The sequence below is a fragment of the Porphyromonas gingivicanis JCM 15907 genome (assembly GCF_000614585.1).
GTDB lineage: Bacteria > Bacteroidota > Bacteroidia > Bacteroidales > Porphyromonadaceae > Porphyromonas > Porphyromonas gingivicanis.
In genome coordinates this window covers 40,061-57,106 of sequence record NZ_BAKX01000004.1, presented here as the reverse complement: position 1 = coordinate 57,106, position 17,046 = coordinate 40,061, and the positions used below count along the sequence as shown (strand labels likewise).

17 protein-coding genes and 2 pseudogenes are annotated in these 17,046 nt (G+C 45.3%); 2 read left to right on the top strand and 17 right to left on the bottom strand.

Annotated elements, in window-relative coordinates; genetic code table 11:
* Positions 1 to 6 precede the first annotated feature (6 nt).
* The 6 genes and pseudogenes from JCM15907_RS11010 to JCM15907_RS05615 all read right to left on the bottom strand — a co-directional run bounded on the left by JCM15907_RS11010 (position 7) and on the right by JCM15907_RS05615 (position 5,919).
* A pseudogene (locus JCM15907_RS11010) lies at positions 7 to 1,066 on the bottom strand (DUF6371 domain-containing protein).
* A gap of 98 nt (positions 1,067 to 1,164) precedes the next feature.
* Positions 1,165 to 2,541 carry a DUF3987 domain-containing protein gene (locus JCM15907_RS05635; RefSeq protein WP_025843056.1) on the bottom strand — a complete coding sequence of 459 codons (1,377 nt, stop codon included), beginning with the start codon at positions 2,539 to 2,541 and terminating at the stop codon, positions 1,165 to 1,167.
* Positions 2,542 to 2,547: 6 nt separating this feature from the next.
* The gene (locus JCM15907_RS05630) at positions 2,548 to 2,910 is read right to left on the bottom strand and encodes a helix-turn-helix domain-containing protein (RefSeq protein ID WP_025843055.1); all 363 of its coding nucleotides are present in this window, start codon (positions 2,908 to 2,910) and stop codon (positions 2,548 to 2,550) included.
* Positions 2,911 to 3,002: 92 nt separating this feature from the next.
* Positions 3,003 to 3,725 carry a mobilization protein gene (locus tag JCM15907_RS05625; protein WP_025843054.1) on the bottom strand — a complete coding sequence of 241 codons (723 nt, stop codon included), beginning with the start codon at positions 3,723 to 3,725 and terminating at the stop codon, positions 3,003 to 3,005.
* A gap of 99 nt (positions 3,726 to 3,824) precedes the next feature.
* Positions 3,825 to 4,928, bottom strand: coding sequence for a site-specific integrase (locus tag JCM15907_RS05620; RefSeq protein WP_025843053.1), 1,104 nt, complete (start codon positions 4,926 to 4,928; stop codon positions 3,825 to 3,827).
* 88 nt (positions 4,929 to 5,016) lie between these two features.
* Positions 5,017 to 5,919, bottom strand: coding sequence for a helix-turn-helix domain-containing protein (locus JCM15907_RS05615; protein ID WP_025843052.1), 903 nt, complete (start codon positions 5,917 to 5,919; stop codon positions 5,017 to 5,019).
* Positions 5,920 to 6,395: 476 nt separating this feature from the next.
* Here JCM15907_RS05615 and JCM15907_RS13675 point away from each other — a divergent pair, with 476 nt between their 5' ends.
* Together JCM15907_RS13675 and JCM15907_RS05605 are read left to right on the top strand one after the other, a co-directional pair.
* Complete coding sequence (locus JCM15907_RS13675; RefSeq protein ID WP_277906994.1) at positions 6,396 to 6,524, top strand: hypothetical protein; 129 nt, start codon at positions 6,396 to 6,398, stop codon at positions 6,522 to 6,524.
* A 46-nt stretch (positions 6,525 to 6,570) separates the two neighbouring features.
* Positions 6,571 to 6,822, top strand: coding sequence for a DUF5053 domain-containing protein (locus JCM15907_RS05605; RefSeq protein WP_025843051.1), 252 nt, complete (start codon positions 6,571 to 6,573; stop codon positions 6,820 to 6,822).
* Between the two features lie 104 nt (positions 6,823 to 6,926).
* Here JCM15907_RS05605 and JCM15907_RS05600 read toward each other — a convergent pair whose 3' ends face one another.
* The 11 genes and pseudogenes from JCM15907_RS05600 to JCM15907_RS12300 form a co-directional block, all read right to left on the bottom strand.
* Positions 6,927 to 7,466 carry a hypothetical protein gene (locus JCM15907_RS05600; protein WP_025843050.1) on the bottom strand — a complete coding sequence of 180 codons (540 nt, stop codon included), beginning with the start codon at positions 7,464 to 7,466 and terminating at the stop codon, positions 6,927 to 6,929.
* Positions 7,467 to 7,468: 2 nt separating this feature from the next.
* Positions 7,469 to 7,988: pseudogene (locus JCM15907_RS11005) on the bottom strand (glycoside hydrolase family 108 protein).
* Positions 7,975 to 8,289, bottom strand: coding sequence for a hypothetical protein (locus JCM15907_RS05590; RefSeq protein ID WP_242396813.1), 315 nt, complete (start codon positions 8,287 to 8,289; stop codon positions 7,975 to 7,977). Before JCM15907_RS05590 ends, JCM15907_RS11005 begins: the two are co-directional and overlap by 14 nt.
* Positions 8,290 to 8,465: 176 nt before the next feature.
* Positions 8,466 to 9,107: a hypothetical protein gene (locus JCM15907_RS12840; protein ID WP_036885566.1), complete on the bottom strand. Its 642-nt coding sequence runs from the start codon at positions 9,105 to 9,107 to the stop codon at positions 8,466 to 8,468.
* Between the two features lie 77 nt (positions 9,108 to 9,184).
* The gene (locus JCM15907_RS05585; protein WP_025843048.1) at positions 9,185 to 11,974 is read right to left on the bottom strand and encodes a hypothetical protein; all 2,790 of its coding nucleotides are present in this window, start codon (positions 11,972 to 11,974) and stop codon (positions 9,185 to 9,187) included.
* A gap of 1 nt (position 11,975) precedes the next feature.
* Entirely contained in the window at positions 11,976 to 12,251 is a 276-nt protein-coding gene (locus tag JCM15907_RS05580; RefSeq protein WP_025843047.1) for a hypothetical protein, read from the bottom strand.
* A complete protein-coding gene (locus JCM15907_RS05575) occupies positions 12,245 to 15,028 on the bottom strand; it encodes a tape measure protein (RefSeq protein ID WP_025843046.1) in 2,784 nt (927 codons plus the stop codon). Before JCM15907_RS05575 ends, JCM15907_RS05580 begins: the two co-directional genes overlap by 7 nt.
* 5 nt (positions 15,029 to 15,033) lie before the next feature.
* Positions 15,034 to 15,285, bottom strand: a complete 252-nt coding sequence (locus JCM15907_RS05570; protein ID WP_025843045.1) for a hypothetical protein — start codon at positions 15,283 to 15,285, stop codon at positions 15,034 to 15,036.
* A 3-nt stretch (positions 15,286 to 15,288) separates the two neighbouring features.
* The gene (locus tag JCM15907_RS05565) at positions 15,289 to 15,873 is read right to left on the bottom strand and encodes a hypothetical protein (RefSeq protein WP_025843044.1); all 585 of its coding nucleotides are present in this window, start codon (positions 15,871 to 15,873) and stop codon (positions 15,289 to 15,291) included.
* A 13-nt stretch (positions 15,874 to 15,886) separates the two neighbouring features.
* A complete protein-coding gene (locus tag JCM15907_RS10995) occupies positions 15,887 to 16,363 on the bottom strand; it encodes an HU family DNA-binding protein (protein WP_025843043.1) in 477 nt (158 codons plus the stop codon).
* 96 nt (positions 16,364 to 16,459) lie between these two features.
* Entirely contained in the window at positions 16,460 to 16,972 is a 513-nt protein-coding gene (locus JCM15907_RS12300; protein WP_025843042.1) for a phage tail tube protein, read from the bottom strand.
* Positions 16,973 to 17,046 lie beyond the last annotated feature (74 nt).

Here is a 17,046-nt window from a genome sequence, read left to right as displayed (position 1 = left end):
GCTTCTCTACCTATGCAGTCTTCTCTTCTGTGGAAGAGGTTGTGCTAATCTTTGCTCTTTCACGACTTGAAGTCCGAGTTTATCGACCAAAAGTTGAAGGTTGGGATTTTGCCGAATGAGGTCTTTCAGTACACTATTTTGTGTTTTGATTTGGAGGAGATAATCGGCAATATCGTAACCTGCTTGTTGGTCTTGAAGAGGAGCGTTTTTCTCCAGATAATCGAAGAGTTGCACCTCCATTCCGAGGCTCTGCATCATCTTTAGTTTTTCCTGCCAATAGTCCGTTGCTCCGAGGTCGGGAAAGAGAACTACCTGACGCCCGAAGAGGGGAACAAGATTATTGCTTTTGAAACATCCGTGCTTTCCGCCAGTTGCCAACCACAGATATTGAGGTAGATAATGAGACGCAATGAGAGCCGTCTTTTCGCTCTCAACCAAAGCGATTGGCCTCCGCTTGTCGACATCAAGAAGATGCTCTCCGAAAAAACATTGACTAAGGTTGTAGTGTGGGCGTTTGAGCAGACTATGTACATGTGATGTGGTTGAATGGTTGCTTTACTCGTTTGGCAGTCTCAGGATTGTAGAGCATAATCTTGCCTGTTCTGACTCTTCCGATAGTGTCTATCTGCCAGAATACGGTTGCCCCTTCCCAATGTTTAGATGTGCCAACGTGATAACGATGTACCAATTGGAGTGCTTCGTCCTCTCCAAGTTGTTCGGAAAGAAAGCAATAGAGGTTATTGTGCTTATACCCTTTCAAGGTCTGCTCCATCGTTGCTTTCTCGATGAAGGATGGCGGTAGAATGATTGGTGTCGGTTTGTAGTCGGTACTATCAGACGAATACAACTCTTCTTTTGCTAATGGATGCTCGGCAAAGTAATCTTTGGGAGTAAAGTGGTAACCACAACTCTGTTCGTGGTCGCAACGTCCCACGTTGTCAGGGAACTCGATTTTTCCCTCTGTGTCTATGTAGCGAGCAAAGCATCTGGGACGTTCGCACGCTGGGCAGGTGTGGCGTGTGCGCACACCTTTATATGGTTCTAATTTGAATCTATAATTGCTCATTGATAAATTTTATTTGAATAGCACACTATCTGCACTTTGTACACTTTCGGTTTAATTAAGGGGTAGAGAAATGCTGATAATGTAGAAAGTGCGCTGGGTTAAACATTGAGTTTATGGTAAAGTCCGTGTCGCTCCTTAGCGAAGAGGTGTCCGATATTGCGACTGAGAAAATCCTTAAAAGCCCTCTCTTTCATCCCCAATCGCTCGGCAACACTCAGGGCTTCGGCAGTCTGAAAAGATGCTGGAAGTTCAGCAAGAAGTTGCTGCTGTTGCTGAGTGAGCTGAACACCTGCAATCTCTGAGTGCACTTGCTGTGCTGAATGGCGAAAATATTCAGTAAGAGTGATGGCTCGTTCCACAGAGACAAGGTCAATCTCGCTCTTATCTCCCTCGGAACACGCCCAACGAGCCATTTGGATGATAAGGCAAAAGCGAATGACATACACTTCCAACTTACAGTAGACTCCGACGAGAGTTTCGTTGGGTTCGGTATCGCAGAGTTTGGCATGCTCCTCTTGCCACATATAAAGTCGAGCCTTAGCATCTTCGGCAAAGGAGATAATCTCAGGAAGTAGTTCTCCCTCTTCGTCTTTGGAGCAAGGCATCTCAATAAGTTGCTGAATTATACTCGACCATCGTCCTTCGGTGCTTTCGGGAAGTTCTGTTCTGCTCCATCGGGCTTTTTGCTGTAGATTGGGCATCACAAAAAGGATACGGTCTATAAAACCATTACTGGAGCGTTCCCCCTTGGATAGCTCTCCGAGTATCTTCTTTTGGATAGTGCCTACAACAGAGATATAGGGACGCTTGATAAAAATGGAACTCCGATTTCCTTTGCGATCACTGATGGTTGCCTTAGCACTGAATACAGAGAGCCAAAACTGTTCCTCGGAACCGCTGTTGTAGCGATTGAAGTTCTTGAACCAAGCCGAAAGTTCATCCGTCCACAAACAAAGACCTCGCTTATTCTGAGCATGGATAAAACTCAAACTTTCGGGCGTGATGTCAGAGACGATAAATCTTCTTCGTATAGGCTCTGTCGGTTGCTCTGAGTGACCAGCCTCTATACGCTCCTTACGGCTCATCCGTGCAACATTGTCATACTCAGTGTAGGCTTGTTCGTAGAGCTTATTCTCCTGATAGTCAAAGTCAAGAAAAGGTTTCATCGCAAAACTAAGCGGATGACTTTTGTTCGTGCCAGGGCGTCCGACTAATGCCACGTAAAGCATTGCACTTTCTTGCCACCCTCGTTTGAGTTGGGCAAAATGCGTATTCCCTATGCCAACAGCGATAGCCACCAGCATTGCCGATGCGATATAGTCGATAGGAAAACCTTGACACTCGTGGACTTCAGCAATGATATTTCGTATCTCAGAGGGAAAGATACCAATGGGAAAAGCAGAGTCTGAGAATGACAATCCCAATTCGATGGCTTTATCCAGCAGGACTTCTGGCACGATTGTTTGTTCTCCCATAGCCCATTATCCTTTGAATGATTTAGGCTTGTGTCGGATGCCTGCTCTTATGGAGGATAATTGTTCCTCTGAGGAGGGCGCATAAAGGATACCTTTACGTCCACTTTCTACCCATTGCAGTAGCTCTTCTTTATAGAAATATAGCTTCTTGCCACGTTTGTAAGCTGGGATAATCCCCTTACGGACGAGAGCATAGATGGTAGGTTTTGCTTTTTGAATGACTTCGCACGCTTCATCTATACCAATGAGAGATTTCTCTTCAGGTATAGGCGGACGCAATGCCGAGACCATCTCTTTGATGGCAGAGACCTGTTCGGTCAGATACGTTACCGCTTCAGGTAACTTGTCGAATGTAATTTCTTTGTCCATGTTCGCAAATAAATTTGTGCAGGTTGCCCTGCGGGTTTCTGATTATTTGCGAGCAAAGGAAATCGGTGTTCTCTCGGTGCGCTACAACACCTTCAAGTAACTTTTGGATAACTTTCTAATGGGGTTGAATGCTCATCAATGACAAGGTCTTTACAGAGAGGAATAAGGTATTTCCCCTCTGTATTGGTGAGCTTTCGTTGGATAGAACCTACCTCTACATCTCTCAAGGTATGGGCAAAAGTGTGTTTGAGAAAAAAGGCTATATCTTCTCTTTTCTTTCCGAAAGGGCGAGATATGTTCCATCCGAAGTGCATTAGATCAATGCTCTTGAGTTGGGAGGAGATTTTGATATCTTGGCTATTCTCGATACTCCATTCAGAGGATAGATAGCGAATGATCTGTTCGCAAAGTTTTGTCAGTTCTTTCTCACTCATATAGGCTGCAAATGTTCTTTGGGTATAGGAGGTGACGATTTCCATTTTCTTTTGCTCTTCTCTTGCCTTTACTTGAAATGCCTCTTGACGAAACTGTTCATAGTTTGATGGTGATGGTATTGGAATAGTTGTTTTCGGAAGTTCGATGACCTCTCTCTCCTGATGTCTAAAGATATGCCAGAAGAAATCTTCAAGCAATGATTGCACCGCCAGAAAGAGCAAAAAGAATACGACGGAACAAATAAAGAAAACGCAGAACGCAGTAAAGCCGGCCGCTCCACAACTCAAAGTAGCGGAACGAATGGCAAGGGAAAATAGGACAATACACCCGAGGGTGATTGTTTGAGGAATATAGTTATCGTTAGTGCTTGATGGCTTCATACTTATCTATGCTTTGATGCAAACATAGGCAAGTATTTATTACCATTCATTACTTAGTGAAATAGCAGGAATTATAGGGAAAAGGAAGGGAAGTCTTCCTTACTTCAGGGAGATCTTCTCAGCTGTTTCACGCTTTTTCGAGTTCACAAGGTCAGCATAGATTTGTGTCGTGGAGACGTTCTTGTGCGTTAGCATCTTGGATACCGTGTAGATGTCTGTACCTAATGAAATTTGTATCACGGCATAAGAGTGACGAAAACAGTGAAAAGTGATATGCTTCGTAATCCCAGCCTGCTTAATCCATTTTTTCAAAGGGTAATTGATCATACTTCGTTGCAAGCCTTTGAAGACCTTACCCGATGATGGCTCTCCGCACAGTTCATAGGCTTCATAACTGATTGGGAGAGTAGCTTCGGTAGAGGTCTTCTGTGTCCTGATGCGGATGCAATAGCCTTGGTCAGGTGCAAGAGTGAAATCTTCCCATCGGAGATTGAGAATATCGCTGATGCGTAGCCCCGTAAGGCAAGAGAATAGAGAAGCTCTTTTCAGAACATCATGCTCACAGGGTGTCTGAGCAAGTATCTTCACTTCATCAAGTGTCAAATACTCTTTCTTGACCTCCTTAGCCTCTATCTTATCTAAAAAGTCATTGATATTCTCTCTTAGCCACTTATCTCGGTACGCAATCTTCAGTAGTCCCCTAAAAGTGGAATAGTAGCCAGATGCAGAGTTTGTGGAGACTTTCCCTTTTCGTTTGAGTTGCTTGGCGTTGAGAAGGTACTCTCGAAAACCTTGGCATAGCTCTATCGTTATGTCTCCAAAGGTGCAATGTCCTTGCACATAGTTGTAAAAGTGTTGATAGACGATGCGCCACTTCTGATCTTTCTTTCGGCACATCTTCAGGAAGTAGGCAAGGAAGTCGGTTTTCATTTTGGTTCGATCGAGAAAGCCAAACTCTTCATTGATAAGCGACTGTACACGAATACATCGAATAGCTTCCGCCTTGTTCAACATATCCATGTTAAACTCTCGCTCCATCTCATTCTTAGGATGGGCGTAGATATAGATGCCGAGATACTCCCGACGGCTCATTTGCATGGTTTCGGGATTGCGCACAGCTGGATAATAATCGAGATAGAGCGATATACGCCCGTTTTTGATAGCTCTCTGTCGGAGCGTTACTTTGGGACAAGTATGTCTCATACAATTGTTGATTAGAGGGTTATATTTATTGATTCAGTTGCAAAAGAATAAGGTGATAAGAGGGTGTCCCATACCACCGACAAATAACTTATCGAGTGATGCTGGGAGGTTTGAAGACTTCATCCAATTCTTGCTGAGAAATGAGGACATTCCGACCTTGCTTTAGTTTAGGGACATTATAACGTTTGGTATATTGATAGAGCTGGTCACGAGTAAGACCAAACTTTTCCATAGCCTCCCGAACGGTATAGTAGCTTGGAGCTGCCTTATCAAGTACTCCTTTAGCTGCTTCGACATGTTTGGTGGAATAGTAGCTTTTACCCTTAACTTTCTTTCTGGGGATGTTGTGGTCAGAGACGAAGTTGTAAACGGCTGTAAGCGTCATATCGAATCTTTCTTGTATCTCCACGGCTGTACACCATTCTTCGATATGAGAAGCAGGAGCCTGTTTAGCAAAATAGGCATCTATATGCCGTTTGCTCCAATAGGTCTTGCCTCTGTTATAAGTTCGAGGGATATTCTCTCGCTTGGCTATTGCAAAAAGAGAAGATCGAGATATGTTGTGGATATCGCACACCTCGTCTGTCGTATATAATTCCGTAATTACGATTGCATCTCTGGGCTGTCGTTTCTCATAAGGTCGCTCTGCTAACATCCGTTCAATGTCTTCACGCTTGACGATTGAGCGTTGAGAACTCAAATTATAAGCCTTTAAGTTCCCTGAGTAGATATATCTATATATTGTATGCCTACTAATACCAAGTAATCGCCCAGCTTCTGAGATGGAGAGATAAGGTTTGTCTATAATATCACTGACCTTTTTCTCTTGTTCAGAAAGTTCTGTTCTGCGTACCCTCTCTTCTCTTTTTTGAGCTTTGTAGGCTCTGCTATTACATCTATGTGAGCAATACTTGGTAGTCGTCTTCAAAGCTATAAACTCCTGTTTGCAATGCTCACACACTTTTTTTATTGGAATTTTGCTCGCTGTCATTTCGCCATATTTTTGTTTTGTACTGTCTATTGGTGTTGCACCGTGTCTCATTTGTCCAGCATCTCGGTATATACACGAGGGGCTGGAGGGTTGGCGAGCTGCGTGCGGTACAAATAAGGTACAAGAATGAGCGAAAGAATGGCTCCGAATGAGGCCTAACGAACAGATAGGGCAAAAAGAAAGGCGCTCATAATGAACGCCTTTTCGATATTTGGTGATATATGATTATCGGTTGTAATCAGAAATTACTTGCCGATGCAGAAAGTAACTCATTTCCGTATATTACTTAAAATCAGCGAGATAAAAATTAAATCTTTGAAGACAGCAACAGCGCAACAACCATTTTGTATCACACTAAGTTTTACTAAGATGGTAAGATAGACAACTATAGAATTATTTTTTTCTTTTCTCCTTGAAAACTTGCATATTACGATTTTTCGTATTATCTTTGTGGTGTCAATAAAAACAAAGAGAATATGAAATTATCCGAAAAAGAGGCGGAACTAATAAAGGCTATCCGCAATTACAAAAAAGCTTACCCAAATGGGCAATTCGAATTGAGGTTATACATAGACTACCTCGTAAGTGAACTAACAGATGTTTAACTTAAGCCACCCCTTCAGGGGTGGGTTAAACGCAAAAAAAAGAGATATGGAAACAGTACAGAAGGTAAATAAAAGTACAATGGAGATTGTCAAAGATATAGCATTAGATATTTCTTGGCAACAAATAGCAAAGAGATACTTCGGGAAGTCCTCTTCCTGGCTGTATAGCAAACTACATGAAAGGGATTTGAACAAAACAGGAACTCCTTTCAAGTTTACAGAGAGTGAGCAAGAACAATTAAAAGGAGCATTATGTGATTTAGCGAATAGAATACGTCGTGTCGCAGATGAATTATAGCACTCGATACTCTTTGTGGTATTTTTATTGACAGTGCCCCGTGGATTGAGTGCATCCACGGGGTTTTTATCTCCCTACCTTTTTCGTGGACTCCTGAAAATGGTCTATCTATTCCACAAAGACCAGAAAAATCTCTTCGTCTTTTTCCTCAACAACCAAAACGCTATAACGACGACAGCTATAAAAGCAAATGCAACAGCATAGTGCAAAATCTGCACATTGCTTTTTACGCTCTGTTTTGTTTTTGTCTTTGTTTCAGTCTCCGAATAAGCTTTTTTCGAGATTACAGTATTTACGCTAACGCTATCTTGTATTTCTGACTTAGCACTTGCGTTAGACGCTTGTTTAGCGTTGCTCTGTTTGTCTCTTGTAGTGCGTGTGTACTCTTGTATATACTGCACATTATCCTCGTCGGGCGGTGTGTATTTGTATGTCTCTACAACCTCTCTAACTGCATCGTTGTAGACAAGTGTTTTGCTGCTATCTACAAACGTGCTTGTGTTCGACACGCTTTGCACATCTGTTTTGCGCTCTTCTTTGAGCGTTTCCGCCTTATGCTCTGTAACCTCTGTACTGCTCTTTTTACGCAAAGAGCAAGAGAACAGAGAGAGCAAGAACATCAAAAACAAAATAATCAGTCTCATAATTATAAACGCTTAATATCTTCAAGTCTGTTTAACCACCCTCGCAAAAACTTTTTGTTTGCTGGACGAGAATTTACAATATCGTGCAAGTACTTCTTGCGAGCTTCAAAAATCATATCAAATAGCTTGTCTGGGCCTGCATCATTGATAGCTTTAAGGGTCTTTTCTCCAACAACTCCATCTTGCGAAACCCCGAGCAATCTTTGAGGAATTGTGATACCATATTTGCCAGACCCCCACACCCAATCAACAAGGATATTTGCGATTTTTTGCGACTTGATTTTGTCCGCTTGCCACCTGTCCCAGTAGTGAGGTTTTAATACTCGATTGCAAACATCGTCAACAGACAACAGTTTTAAGTCTTGCACATCAATGTCTCTATCTCCGTCCTTATCATAGCCTACACGCTTCCATGTAGCTATTGTAACACCTTTGTTTGTCGCACCTCCTCGGTCATCGGGGTCATTCACAAATCCTCTCCCATTTCAAAATGTACGGGAGTAGTACCTTAACATTTGCCATCTTTCTGTTCCTCCTCTTTGTGCATATATTCAGAAACAGCAGAGGAAATAGCCTCGATATTGTCTTTGTTGCTAATAACCTGACTAACAAGGTGGGCTGCACTGTCAAAGCGTACCTTGCTTTCTGCTTTTTCATACACAGACTTTAATTCTATAAAGCCAAGACCTATCGCCCCCAATAGCGTTATGAAGGGGAACAGAGGAAACTTATAGTCGTAGAAAGTCTCCATATACCAAACGGACGACATCTGCATAGCATCTATAATCGTGAGAGCAAACAGAAGATTATAGTACTGCGCCATCTTTGATACAGTCCTCTTGTATCCGTAGCTAGTCCTTATAATTCCATTTTTTCTTGCCTTTCGCAAACCTGCCCAAAGGTCTGTGAGAATAGCGATGAAAACCAGCATATAAATGCTCAGCAAGATCCAAATTGTTGTGAAAATTTTCTCCATACTTTTTATTGATTTATGTTCTATTATTGTGCGTATGCTGTCTTTATTACTCCCCACTCCTTTGTATGCGATTTGGTAACGTGGTATCGATAACCACTTTGCCACTCTGTCCCCCCATTGCCCCAAGTTGCACCACCTGCAGGCATCACAAAGCGGACTCTGCAATCATTGAATGGTATATCTACGATAAACTCATGTCCGTTTGGCAGGCTTTCGCTGACACGGATATACGGATAATTATCCCCATTTGCAGTCCTGCGTGCCACAATATGATAATCGGTTGCTTTCACATGATAGGTCCCAGAATTGTGATTTACAAGATTGAAGAAGCCTAATTGTAGTCCCTCTCCCTTTCTCAGTACACTATTTTTGAGCCTGTTTATCTCTTGTTTCGCTTCTGCAATACCCTGTATAGCTGTAGTAATCGAAGAGGTAAACTCAGATAAGTTTTTGCACTCGACAGAGTTAACCCAAAACCAACCTTTTAATCCACAACCAGCAATGATACATTCGAGGTCTACCCGCCATTCTGCGTTCGTGAATGTTTCTACTAAATTGTTACCCGAATAATAGCGTCCTGCTGAATAGACATCTCTTTCATTTGAGAAAATACGAATAGGGCGTATCGTTGTATTGTGGTGATACGGATTAGTAGGACAGCTCATTGTAGAGCCTCTTAGAAAAATCTTAGTTCCAACAGCGCAAAGCCTTGCGGGAGGAAGATATAAATCTGTCCCCTCTACTATATCGAGAGAGATGACTTTCGACTCCCCGTTTGGTCGAGTATTGGAGCAAAGGGATTGTTTGTTGACGACCCTACTACATCTGCATTAGATGGTCTTATTGCAAACTTTTGCACCCCATCTAATTGCATCGTAGTAGCATAAGACCCTACAGGTTGTTTCTTGGCCAACTCTTGGGTGAGCTTAGCAGTAGTTACTTTATCCTGTAATCCTTCAGCCAGCTGAGCGGTAGTAGCATAAGACCCTACAGGTTGTTTCTTGGCCAACTCTTGGGTGAGTTCCTGCCGTGTCTGCGATAATTCATACGCAACCGCCTCCTGCTCGGCAACAAGCCCAGAGATAAGGGTTACAGGCTCTATACTCTCCTTATACGCATCACCCGTCAGGCGTCCATCGAATCGGTGCGCAACGCTCCATTCAGCATCGCCCACGCCTATGCACAATATATCATAAAGGCTACCGCCATCCGTAGCCCGGTCCCGATTTATCTCCACGAGAGAGAGTTTGCTTTGCCCTAATAACGGCTCCTCGGTCTCTTCGACCACTCTAAACTCTTTCTTCTTGTGCGGGTCCACCAACTTAGAAAAGGTATTTGGCGTGCGATAGGTGCCCGAGAGAGTATAGTGCAGATGAGAACAACGGCTAAAGACGTGAAACACCCGTAATTCGCCCAAAGAGCCTCGCACCAGCCCTCGTGTGCATTCGTGGCTAAGGTTACGCCCCTCCTTGTCACGCAAAGCAGAGAGAGAAGTAGGCGAAAGCTCTTTAGAGGTATCTAATAATATCGTCTCCTCCAATTCTTCGTGCGCCTCTGGCGATACACTACTTCTGTAAACTACTTTTTTGTGCTCAAAGTCCTTGCCGTCATAGCGCACCAAGTCCACCGCCAATCCCCTCATCAACACCCATTGAACATAACTCTCTTGTAAAATACGTAATTTCGCTTCTTCCTCGTCTTTCCTTACCAAGTCGTTGAGAGATGTAAAAAAATTATACTTAGGTTCTTGCAAAGAGAGGTGTATCTTATCTATCACTACAACGTCTATACTGTAACCAACGGGAGGTAAAGGGAAAATAAATCGCCTGTCGTACACTTCTCCATATTTCGTACTTATATCCATAGTAGAGACCTGCTCATTCGGGTTTTGAAAGCTACCCAACTTGAACTCCTCCGCCCCAAATTGAATACAGCAAGAAGTCGGAGTGTCTACCCAAACAGGACGGTAAAACGGCTGTTTATCTGTAGGCACACCGCCATAGTTTGATAGATATTTCACCACATTACCACTTTTGTCGTAGGCTCGTATATAGGCAAAGGCATAGGCGTGCTGTATCTTCTTAGGGATAATCTTCTTGATGTGCTTACCTATTGCCTTATCGTATTCGGGATCATCCGAGTTTTTCTGCGTCAGCGAATAATCCATCCCTACCAACATCTCCAAAGAGAGCGCCATTTGGTATTTTGCCAAATTATCGGCGGTGCGTGTAGGTAGCGGTATCATAGGCGTGCAGTAAACGCCGTTTTCACCCTGAAGGTTGCGTATGTCCGCCATTTTTTCAATAGGGTAAGGCTTTGCAAAAGGGAATGTATGCGCCAACTCATGGTAAAAACTACCAACTACAGGATTATGCTCATAGCTGCGCCTCGGCTTAGCAAAAAGACAAACATAGGTCTCTTCACGCCCCATAGTGTGCGGTATCAGTTGTGCATACAGTGCACCACCCCGTATCGTTTCATCGCTCTTTGGCGTGTGAAAAACCACATTATGAGAGGCGACCAATCTGTCTGCCTCCAAGTCGATACGATTAAACCGCCAATTCGTAACCTCCGTGCCGAAATCATTCTCCGAAAATTTATGCTTATAGAGATTAGTTGGCTCTCTCTTTTCCAGCTCAACTTTTATTTTATTATATGTCTTCTCTATGCCAAGTTCGGCATCATTTCCCATAGCAACAAGCGTCTCTTTAGCCCCTCTCTCCTTGAGTGCGTCCACGTCAAATAGATAAAACTTGCCATCTCGCTGTACTAAATAGAGTGATAGGGACTTAAGCGCATCTTGTAGAGCATTCCACCACACCGCCTTTCGCTCGTCGTCGCCCCCTTTATCTTCATCTAAAAAAACCGCTGTGTCAATATATGCTCTCGACAAAGAACTCACCTCCTTTATCGGATTGAGTGTACTAAGAGAACCCTCTGCGATTGAGAGTCGCTCCGAGGAGGTCAAAGCGGAAATGTTGCTCAAATCTGCACTTATCAGCGAGTCCCATTGATGCTTATAGCCCGATACTGATAGATTAGTTAATAGTTGTAGCGTAGGCTTACCGAACAAGCTATCGGGATAAGTGGCTTTGGAGATGCATTGCTTAACGAAATCAACTACTGACACCAGGCCATGGGGCGCATACTCGAGACGTTTTAGGGGCGATAAGTCCGAAAAAGTAACTTGCGTTATATACCCTTGCTTATAGGAGTAAGGGGCTTTCCATTGCTCCGCATCCAAAGAGCCTATATAGTACAAAGTATCGTTCTTGAATATCCTACATATCGCCCCGTGTTCACCAAAACTATACAAATCCTCGAACAAGCCGTCGCGCTCTGTGTATAGAAAAACCGTGGCTTTCGTTACGCTGATTGGGTCCAATTGGTCCTCCGCCGTACGCTCTATCACCAGCATATCCTCGCCCAAACGCACCTCCTCCGATACATGAAAGCCACGCTTGTATATCTCTATCCGAAACAAGTCGCCCTCTATCGACTTGCAAAAACATTCATATCGCTTTTTATACATACTATCTTGCTCTTCGTCTTTCTTCGTTTCTCACTACTGCGTAGAGGTCTCCCGCACGCATCCTAAATTCACCACTCACGCGCACATTACCTCCTTGTGGTTGTGCCGAAAACCCTTTCGCCAGTCTTTGCAACCATTCTTGCTGTTCTGCGTTAAGAACTCGCTCACCTGCGTTTACTCGAATGAGCGTTCTATCTCCCCAAGGAGAGCCACCCGCCACTAAGCCTCCGTTGGAAAATCCTGCCACCGCTCCTGCTGCCTTGATGGTTGCTACCATAAGGCTATTTCCGCACCTGCTTTCATTGCCCCCGCTGGTCCAAGTGCAGCGTTAGCCGCTAAGATTTTAGCGGTAGCCTCCTCTATCTTCGCCTTGGTAACAGCCTTTGACGAGGCAACCTCTTTGCCTGCCCCTGATACGGCTTCGCCGACGGCATTACCCTGTGCCTGGGCTACTCCTGTTATACCATCCTCGACGCCCTCGGCTACACCTGCCATGCCTTCCTGCTTGGACGTCAATAAGTCTACCGCTTGGCTCGCTAAGCCGAGCTTTTTAGAGGCCTCACCGATTTTTTCAAACATTTGTATTGTGCTTAATACGCCATCAACGGCTTGCTGTAGGGCGTTGAAGACGTTAAGAAGTCGCTCGAATGGTGAGGCATCATCATCGGTAAAAGCGCTACGCATAGACTTAAAAGCGTGTACGAGGTACTGAGTAGACCCCGCTATATTTTTAATACTCGAATAGGTTGTTTCGCTCAACTCCCTGTTGAAGTCGGCGACATCCCTTTTTAGCTCCTGTAGTCGTAAAGCCCCCTGCAGAGTAGAGATTTCGCTTTGCGCTTTGTTTATGGCATCCGCCACATTTAGACCCGCCTCTTGTAGGGCTTTGAGTTGCTGTACATACTCCTCTAAAAGCTGTATCTCTTCTCTTGTTATATCGTCCTCCCCCTTCTTATAATCGAAAGCGGTATCCCTCTCGCCTTTCTGGGGTACTGGTAGTAGGTTATTGCGCTCACGCTCGTAGCCTCTAATCGCAGAAAGGATAGCAGGGGTTTGCTCCTCCTCCCTTAGCAGACGATCTATTGCTGTATTAAGAGCTTCTATGCGCTCTTTACGCTTCTGTTCCTCGGTAAGATGTAGCGTGTTTGCCCTGCGCTCATGGTCTACGATGCTCGCTTTTGCCTCTTCGAGGGCTTTAGCCTCGTTAGTAAGACCAGCTACTACGTGCTGTTCGGCTTCTCTATACGTTTTGTTCCCCTTGGCTTTCTCTCCAAGTAGTCCCCCTATTTCAAGGGTGGCACGCCGTGAGGCTTCTTGTAGCTCTTCTTGGTACTCCTTTTCGCTGATAAGGTCGAGTCGCTTTTGGTTGGATAACTCTCTTACTCTTTCAGCGTACTCTCGCTCGGCACGTTCTAAAGGAGATTCTTTCTTGCCTTTGTCGGTATCCTTTACGGGGGCGAAGGTTATTGTCGTATCTTCCTCTACTTTTGACAATTTTGCAATCTCGTTGTAAGCCAAGTTTGAGACCTCGCTAAGATTATACCATTCCTTTCCTAATGCTACAAGCTCCGACCTTACTGGTAAAAGCCAATTTTGAGTACTATAAAAATCTGATATTTTGTCTGCCTCCTCAAAACTTAACATTCTGTTGCGCTGCCCTCCAGCAACTTGTAGCTTGCCGATATAGTTTAACCTCTCTATGATTTTCTCCCTACTGTTTGGGGCTTTAGTGTCGTCAGAGATATTAAAGTAGCCAAGAATCTCCTCCTGCCTCTTGGTAGTTTCGTAACTCTTTTCTCTGTGATACCTTAATTGCTCTTGCTGTTTGAGGAGTCCGATTTGTCGCTCTAACTGCTTAGATAAATCTTGATTGAGTTCTAAAGAATAGCCATACTCCTTGTTAATTTGTGCAAGAAGTCCCTTTTTATCTTCTTCTTTTGCATTTTGGTCTTCTACCAACTTACGGAGGTTCTGCAAGTCACTTACTTGCTGTCCGTAATCAATGTTTTTAATGCCTTCTCTATAATCCCTTACAAGATTGTTTACCCTCCTTTGGTAGCTCACCCACTCCACAACCTTAGATACTATTTGTGCAATGGCTGCGAAAATCAACCCGTAGATAGACGCCGAGAGTATCCCTTTGAACGCTCCGCCGATGGCACGGATAGCCCCCAAGGCGTTGGTTTTGATTACGCCCCAAGTTTTAATGTTCTTGGCTTGTATTAGGTCCGCCCCTGCTTGTGCTCGGGATTGATAGAGGACTTGTGCCCGACTGCGCTCGGCTTCATATTTTTTCTTGAGTAGCGCCACATCGGAGGCTTCGGCTTGACGGGCAGCAGCCAGTTTCCTACGCGCTTTTTCGAGTCGTTCGTACTGCACAGTCAAGCGCACCTTAGAGGCCTCCAGCTTCTTCTCGGCCGTCTCGACCATTTGCGCTTGTCCTACGAACTTAGAGGCAAAGGCAGGGACTTTAAGCCCTGCAAAGAACGCCCCTATCGTAGCGACGATGGAAACAGCATGCCCTTTAAGGTACTGGAGCGCTTTCACCGTGCCATCTACAATAGCCTTGAACTTCTCTACAAGCCCCCACTCCTCGACGATCTCAATAAGGGTATTACCGATTTGGGCGAAGGAAGTCTCAAGGTTGTCCGTATCAACTGCCGTAACCATCTTGTTAAGCTCCTCGGCGAACTTGGGTAGGACCTCGGCGGAGTACACCTCGCCCTTCTTTAGTAGCTCCTCCATCTCGCCCATTGATACTCCCAGCGCTCGCGCCATCGCCTCCATGGCTATGGGCAACTGCTCGCCAAGCTGACGGCGCAACTCTTCGGCAGAGACCTTGCCCTTAGACATCATTTGCTGTATACCCTTCATGGCAAGGTTGGCTTCTTGCCCCGATACACCAAAAGCGGTCAATGCTCTTGTTACGCTCTCAAATATCTGCTGTTGCGACGCTATGGAGAGACCGCCTGCATCGGCGGAGGCTTTGAATTTAGCGTAACTCTCGGTAAGGTACGATAGGTTTTGTTTGTACTCGTGCGCAACGCGTTTCAAGAAGTTTACTTGGTTGACGTAGTGGCATTGCTTTTTGATACGTTGCGAAGCGTTACATTCGCCTTGCTCGCTGCGCGTGCCACCTCTTTTAGTTGGCTTAGGAAACCGCCAACGGCAAAGCCCCCTGCCCCGATAGCCGATGCTATCGCCAATACTTGATATTGTAGTGATTTGAGAGAGGCGCGTACCTGACTAACCCCTCGTTGGAAATTCTGCTGTATCAGCTTTATTGCTATTGCTAACTCCAGTTTTGCCATTACTTATTCTTGCGTTAATAGTTCAAAGTCTTCTATGGATTGCTCTGCCGTCTCGTCTCGTTCCTTCTGCACCTGTTCTGCCTCCCATGGGAATACGATTAGATCGGTTGGCTTAGCCCCCTTTTGATGATAAGGGGAGAGGTGGACAAACGCCCAGAGTCTCTTATTTTCCTGCACTTCCTGCTCTTTGAGGGCTATTTGCTTGAACAAAGGGGCAAACAGCCACAAGTCCATTCGGTCTAATACGAAGTCGGGACTTATCCCTCGTGCGATAAGAGAGAGCGCAAGTTCGGTGAGCGTGGGCAACTGCGTGGGCGGTTCTCCGTCGAGAGTGTCCACCGTTGCCTCATCCTGCATGAACTGTGCGATGTAACGTATAGCACGCTCACACGCTTTTGTAGCCTGCTCCCGTATGGGGTTGGCCTCTCTAAGGCTAACCAGGTAGTCCTCATAGGTTAGTTCACACCTCCCCTTGGCGCACTGCATGGAATAAGAAAGGAGGAGCGTGTCCTGCTCCTCCGCTCCCAACGTACGATAACTGCGCCCCGAGAGACGCTCAAAAAGGATTAAAGCCCTTACGGTTATCATCTTCCTGTTACGATTAGATACCCTCGCCCGAGTCCTCCCCAGAGGGCGAACCTCCTTGGGGTGTACCGCCTCCTCCTTGGGGCTTCTGTGGCTTGCATCCCTCTTCATTTACACGCTCGTAACCCGAGAGGGTAAGGACGCGCAAGAAGCCCGAAGGACGGTATGCGATGCGCGGACGCCGAATGTCTCTATGTGGCACAAACTCCTTGCTCTCTGCCACCCCTGCGCTACCAAACGTGGTAGAGAAAATGCCCAACTCGCCACACTCTACGCTCTCGCCCTCGCTTACGTGGAGGTGGAGCACGCGCACCATGCGATCTATTACGGCTTTCACATCCGCCGTCTCTACCGTACTGCCCTCTGCCACTTCTCGGCAAAAGCGTTCGTAGGAAATTTTACCGCGCGACGTGGGACTCGCAAAGAAGAGCTTTTTCCCTGCATTCTTCCCCGACATCACTTTACGCTGTACTAATCTGAATTTTAATGCCATAGTTGTATCGTTTAATTTTGGTACGTTCTAAATTTATTTTGGTACGTTCAAAAATCATTTTGGTACGTTCAAAAAAGATTTTGGTACGTTCTAATTTTATCCCACTCCCAGCGCAGCTCGTGCCTCGGCGGACCCGAGTTCCTTGTTCGCACCATCAAAAAGAGGTCCCGTACCTGTAAGGGAGACGCTGGCGCTGGTGTACTCGCCCTTAGCACTATCCTCCTTGTAGTCTGTAAGGACGCACATCCCTTGCATCTTCACCGCCCCCTTGGTGATGGTCTTCTCACCTGTTGCCGCGATAGCACGCGTTACCTCGGCAATCTCCATCTTAAAGGGCTTACGCTCGGCAAGCATCTGCAGGAGGAGGTCTTTAGATAGGTGCCCCTTGGTCTTGGTCACCAAACACTCCGCCTCTACGCTCCATGAGAGCTTACCCGCGAGCGATTCGTCCCAATCTCCCGACATCTTGCTACTAATATCCTGCTTGTCGGTCTGTAAGGAAAAGCTGTGCTTCGTGGTGTAAGCGACAAGTTTCCCGTCTACATAGAGCATCAGACTCTCACTCTTGACAAGGTCTCTGCTCTCTAAATACTTTGCTTCTGTTGCCATAATTCTGTTTTTTAATTGATACTATATTCCATTAGCTGTACATATTTGCCATCTACAACCGCCTCGACAGCTTC

Excerpts from the sequence above, each read along its gene's own strand:
- JCM15907_RS05580 (WP_025843047.1), bottom strand. The coding sequence starts at position 12,251 with ATGGTAGCAACCATCAAGGCAGCAGGAGCGGTGGCAGGATTTTCCAAC.
- JCM15907_RS10995 (WP_025843043.1), bottom strand. The coding sequence starts at position 16,363 with ATGGCATTAAAATTCAGATTAGTACAGCGTAAAGTGATGTCGGGGAAG.
- JCM15907_RS05590 (WP_242396813.1), bottom strand. The coding sequence starts at position 8,289 with ATGGCGCAGTACTATAATCTTCTGTTTGCTCTCACGATTATAGATGCT.
- JCM15907_RS05625 (WP_025843054.1), bottom strand. The coding sequence starts at position 3,725 with ATGAAGCCATCAAGCACTAACGATAACTATATTCCTCAAACAATCACC.
- JCM15907_RS05620 (WP_025843053.1), bottom strand. The coding sequence starts at position 4,928 with ATGAGACATACTTGTCCCAAAGTAACGCTCCGACAGAGAGCTATCAAA.
- JCM15907_RS05630 (WP_025843055.1), bottom strand. The coding sequence starts at position 2,910 with ATGGACAAAGAAATTACATTCGACAAGTTACCTGAAGCGGTAACGTAT.
- JCM15907_RS05570 (WP_025843045.1), bottom strand. The coding sequence starts at position 15,285 with ATGGCAAAACTGGAGTTAGCAATAGCAATAAAGCTGATACAGCAGAAT.
- JCM15907_RS05565 (WP_025843044.1), bottom strand. The coding sequence starts at position 15,873 with ATGATAACCGTAAGGGCTTTAATCCTTTTTGAGCGTCTCTCGGGGCGC.
- JCM15907_RS12840 (WP_036885566.1), bottom strand. The coding sequence starts at position 9,107 with ATGAGCTGTCCTACTAATCCGTATCACCACAATACAACGATACGCCCT.
- JCM15907_RS05615 (WP_025843052.1), bottom strand. The coding sequence starts at position 5,919 with ATGACAGCGAGCAAAATTCCAATAAAAAAAGTGTGTGAGCATTGCAAA.
- JCM15907_RS05585 (WP_025843048.1), bottom strand. The coding sequence starts at position 11,974 with ATGTATAAAAAGCGATATGAATGTTTTTGCAAGTCGATAGAGGGCGAC.
- JCM15907_RS05635 (WP_025843056.1), bottom strand. The coding sequence starts at position 2,541 with ATGGGAGAACAAACAATCGTGCCAGAAGTCCTGCTGGATAAAGCCATC.
- JCM15907_RS12300 (WP_025843042.1), bottom strand. The coding sequence starts at position 16,972 with ATGGCAACAGAAGCAAAGTATTTAGAGAGCAGAGACCTTGTCAAGAGT.
- JCM15907_RS05600 (WP_025843050.1), bottom strand. The coding sequence starts at position 7,466 with ATGAGACTGATTATTTTGTTTTTGATGTTCTTGCTCTCTCTGTTCTCT.
- JCM15907_RS13675 (WP_277906994.1), top strand. The coding sequence starts at position 6,396 with ATGAAATTATCCGAAAAAGAGGCGGAACTAATAAAGGCTATCCGCAAT.
- JCM15907_RS05605 (WP_025843051.1), top strand. The coding sequence starts at position 6,571 with ATGGAAACAGTACAGAAGGTAAATAAAAGTACAATGGAGATTGTCAAA.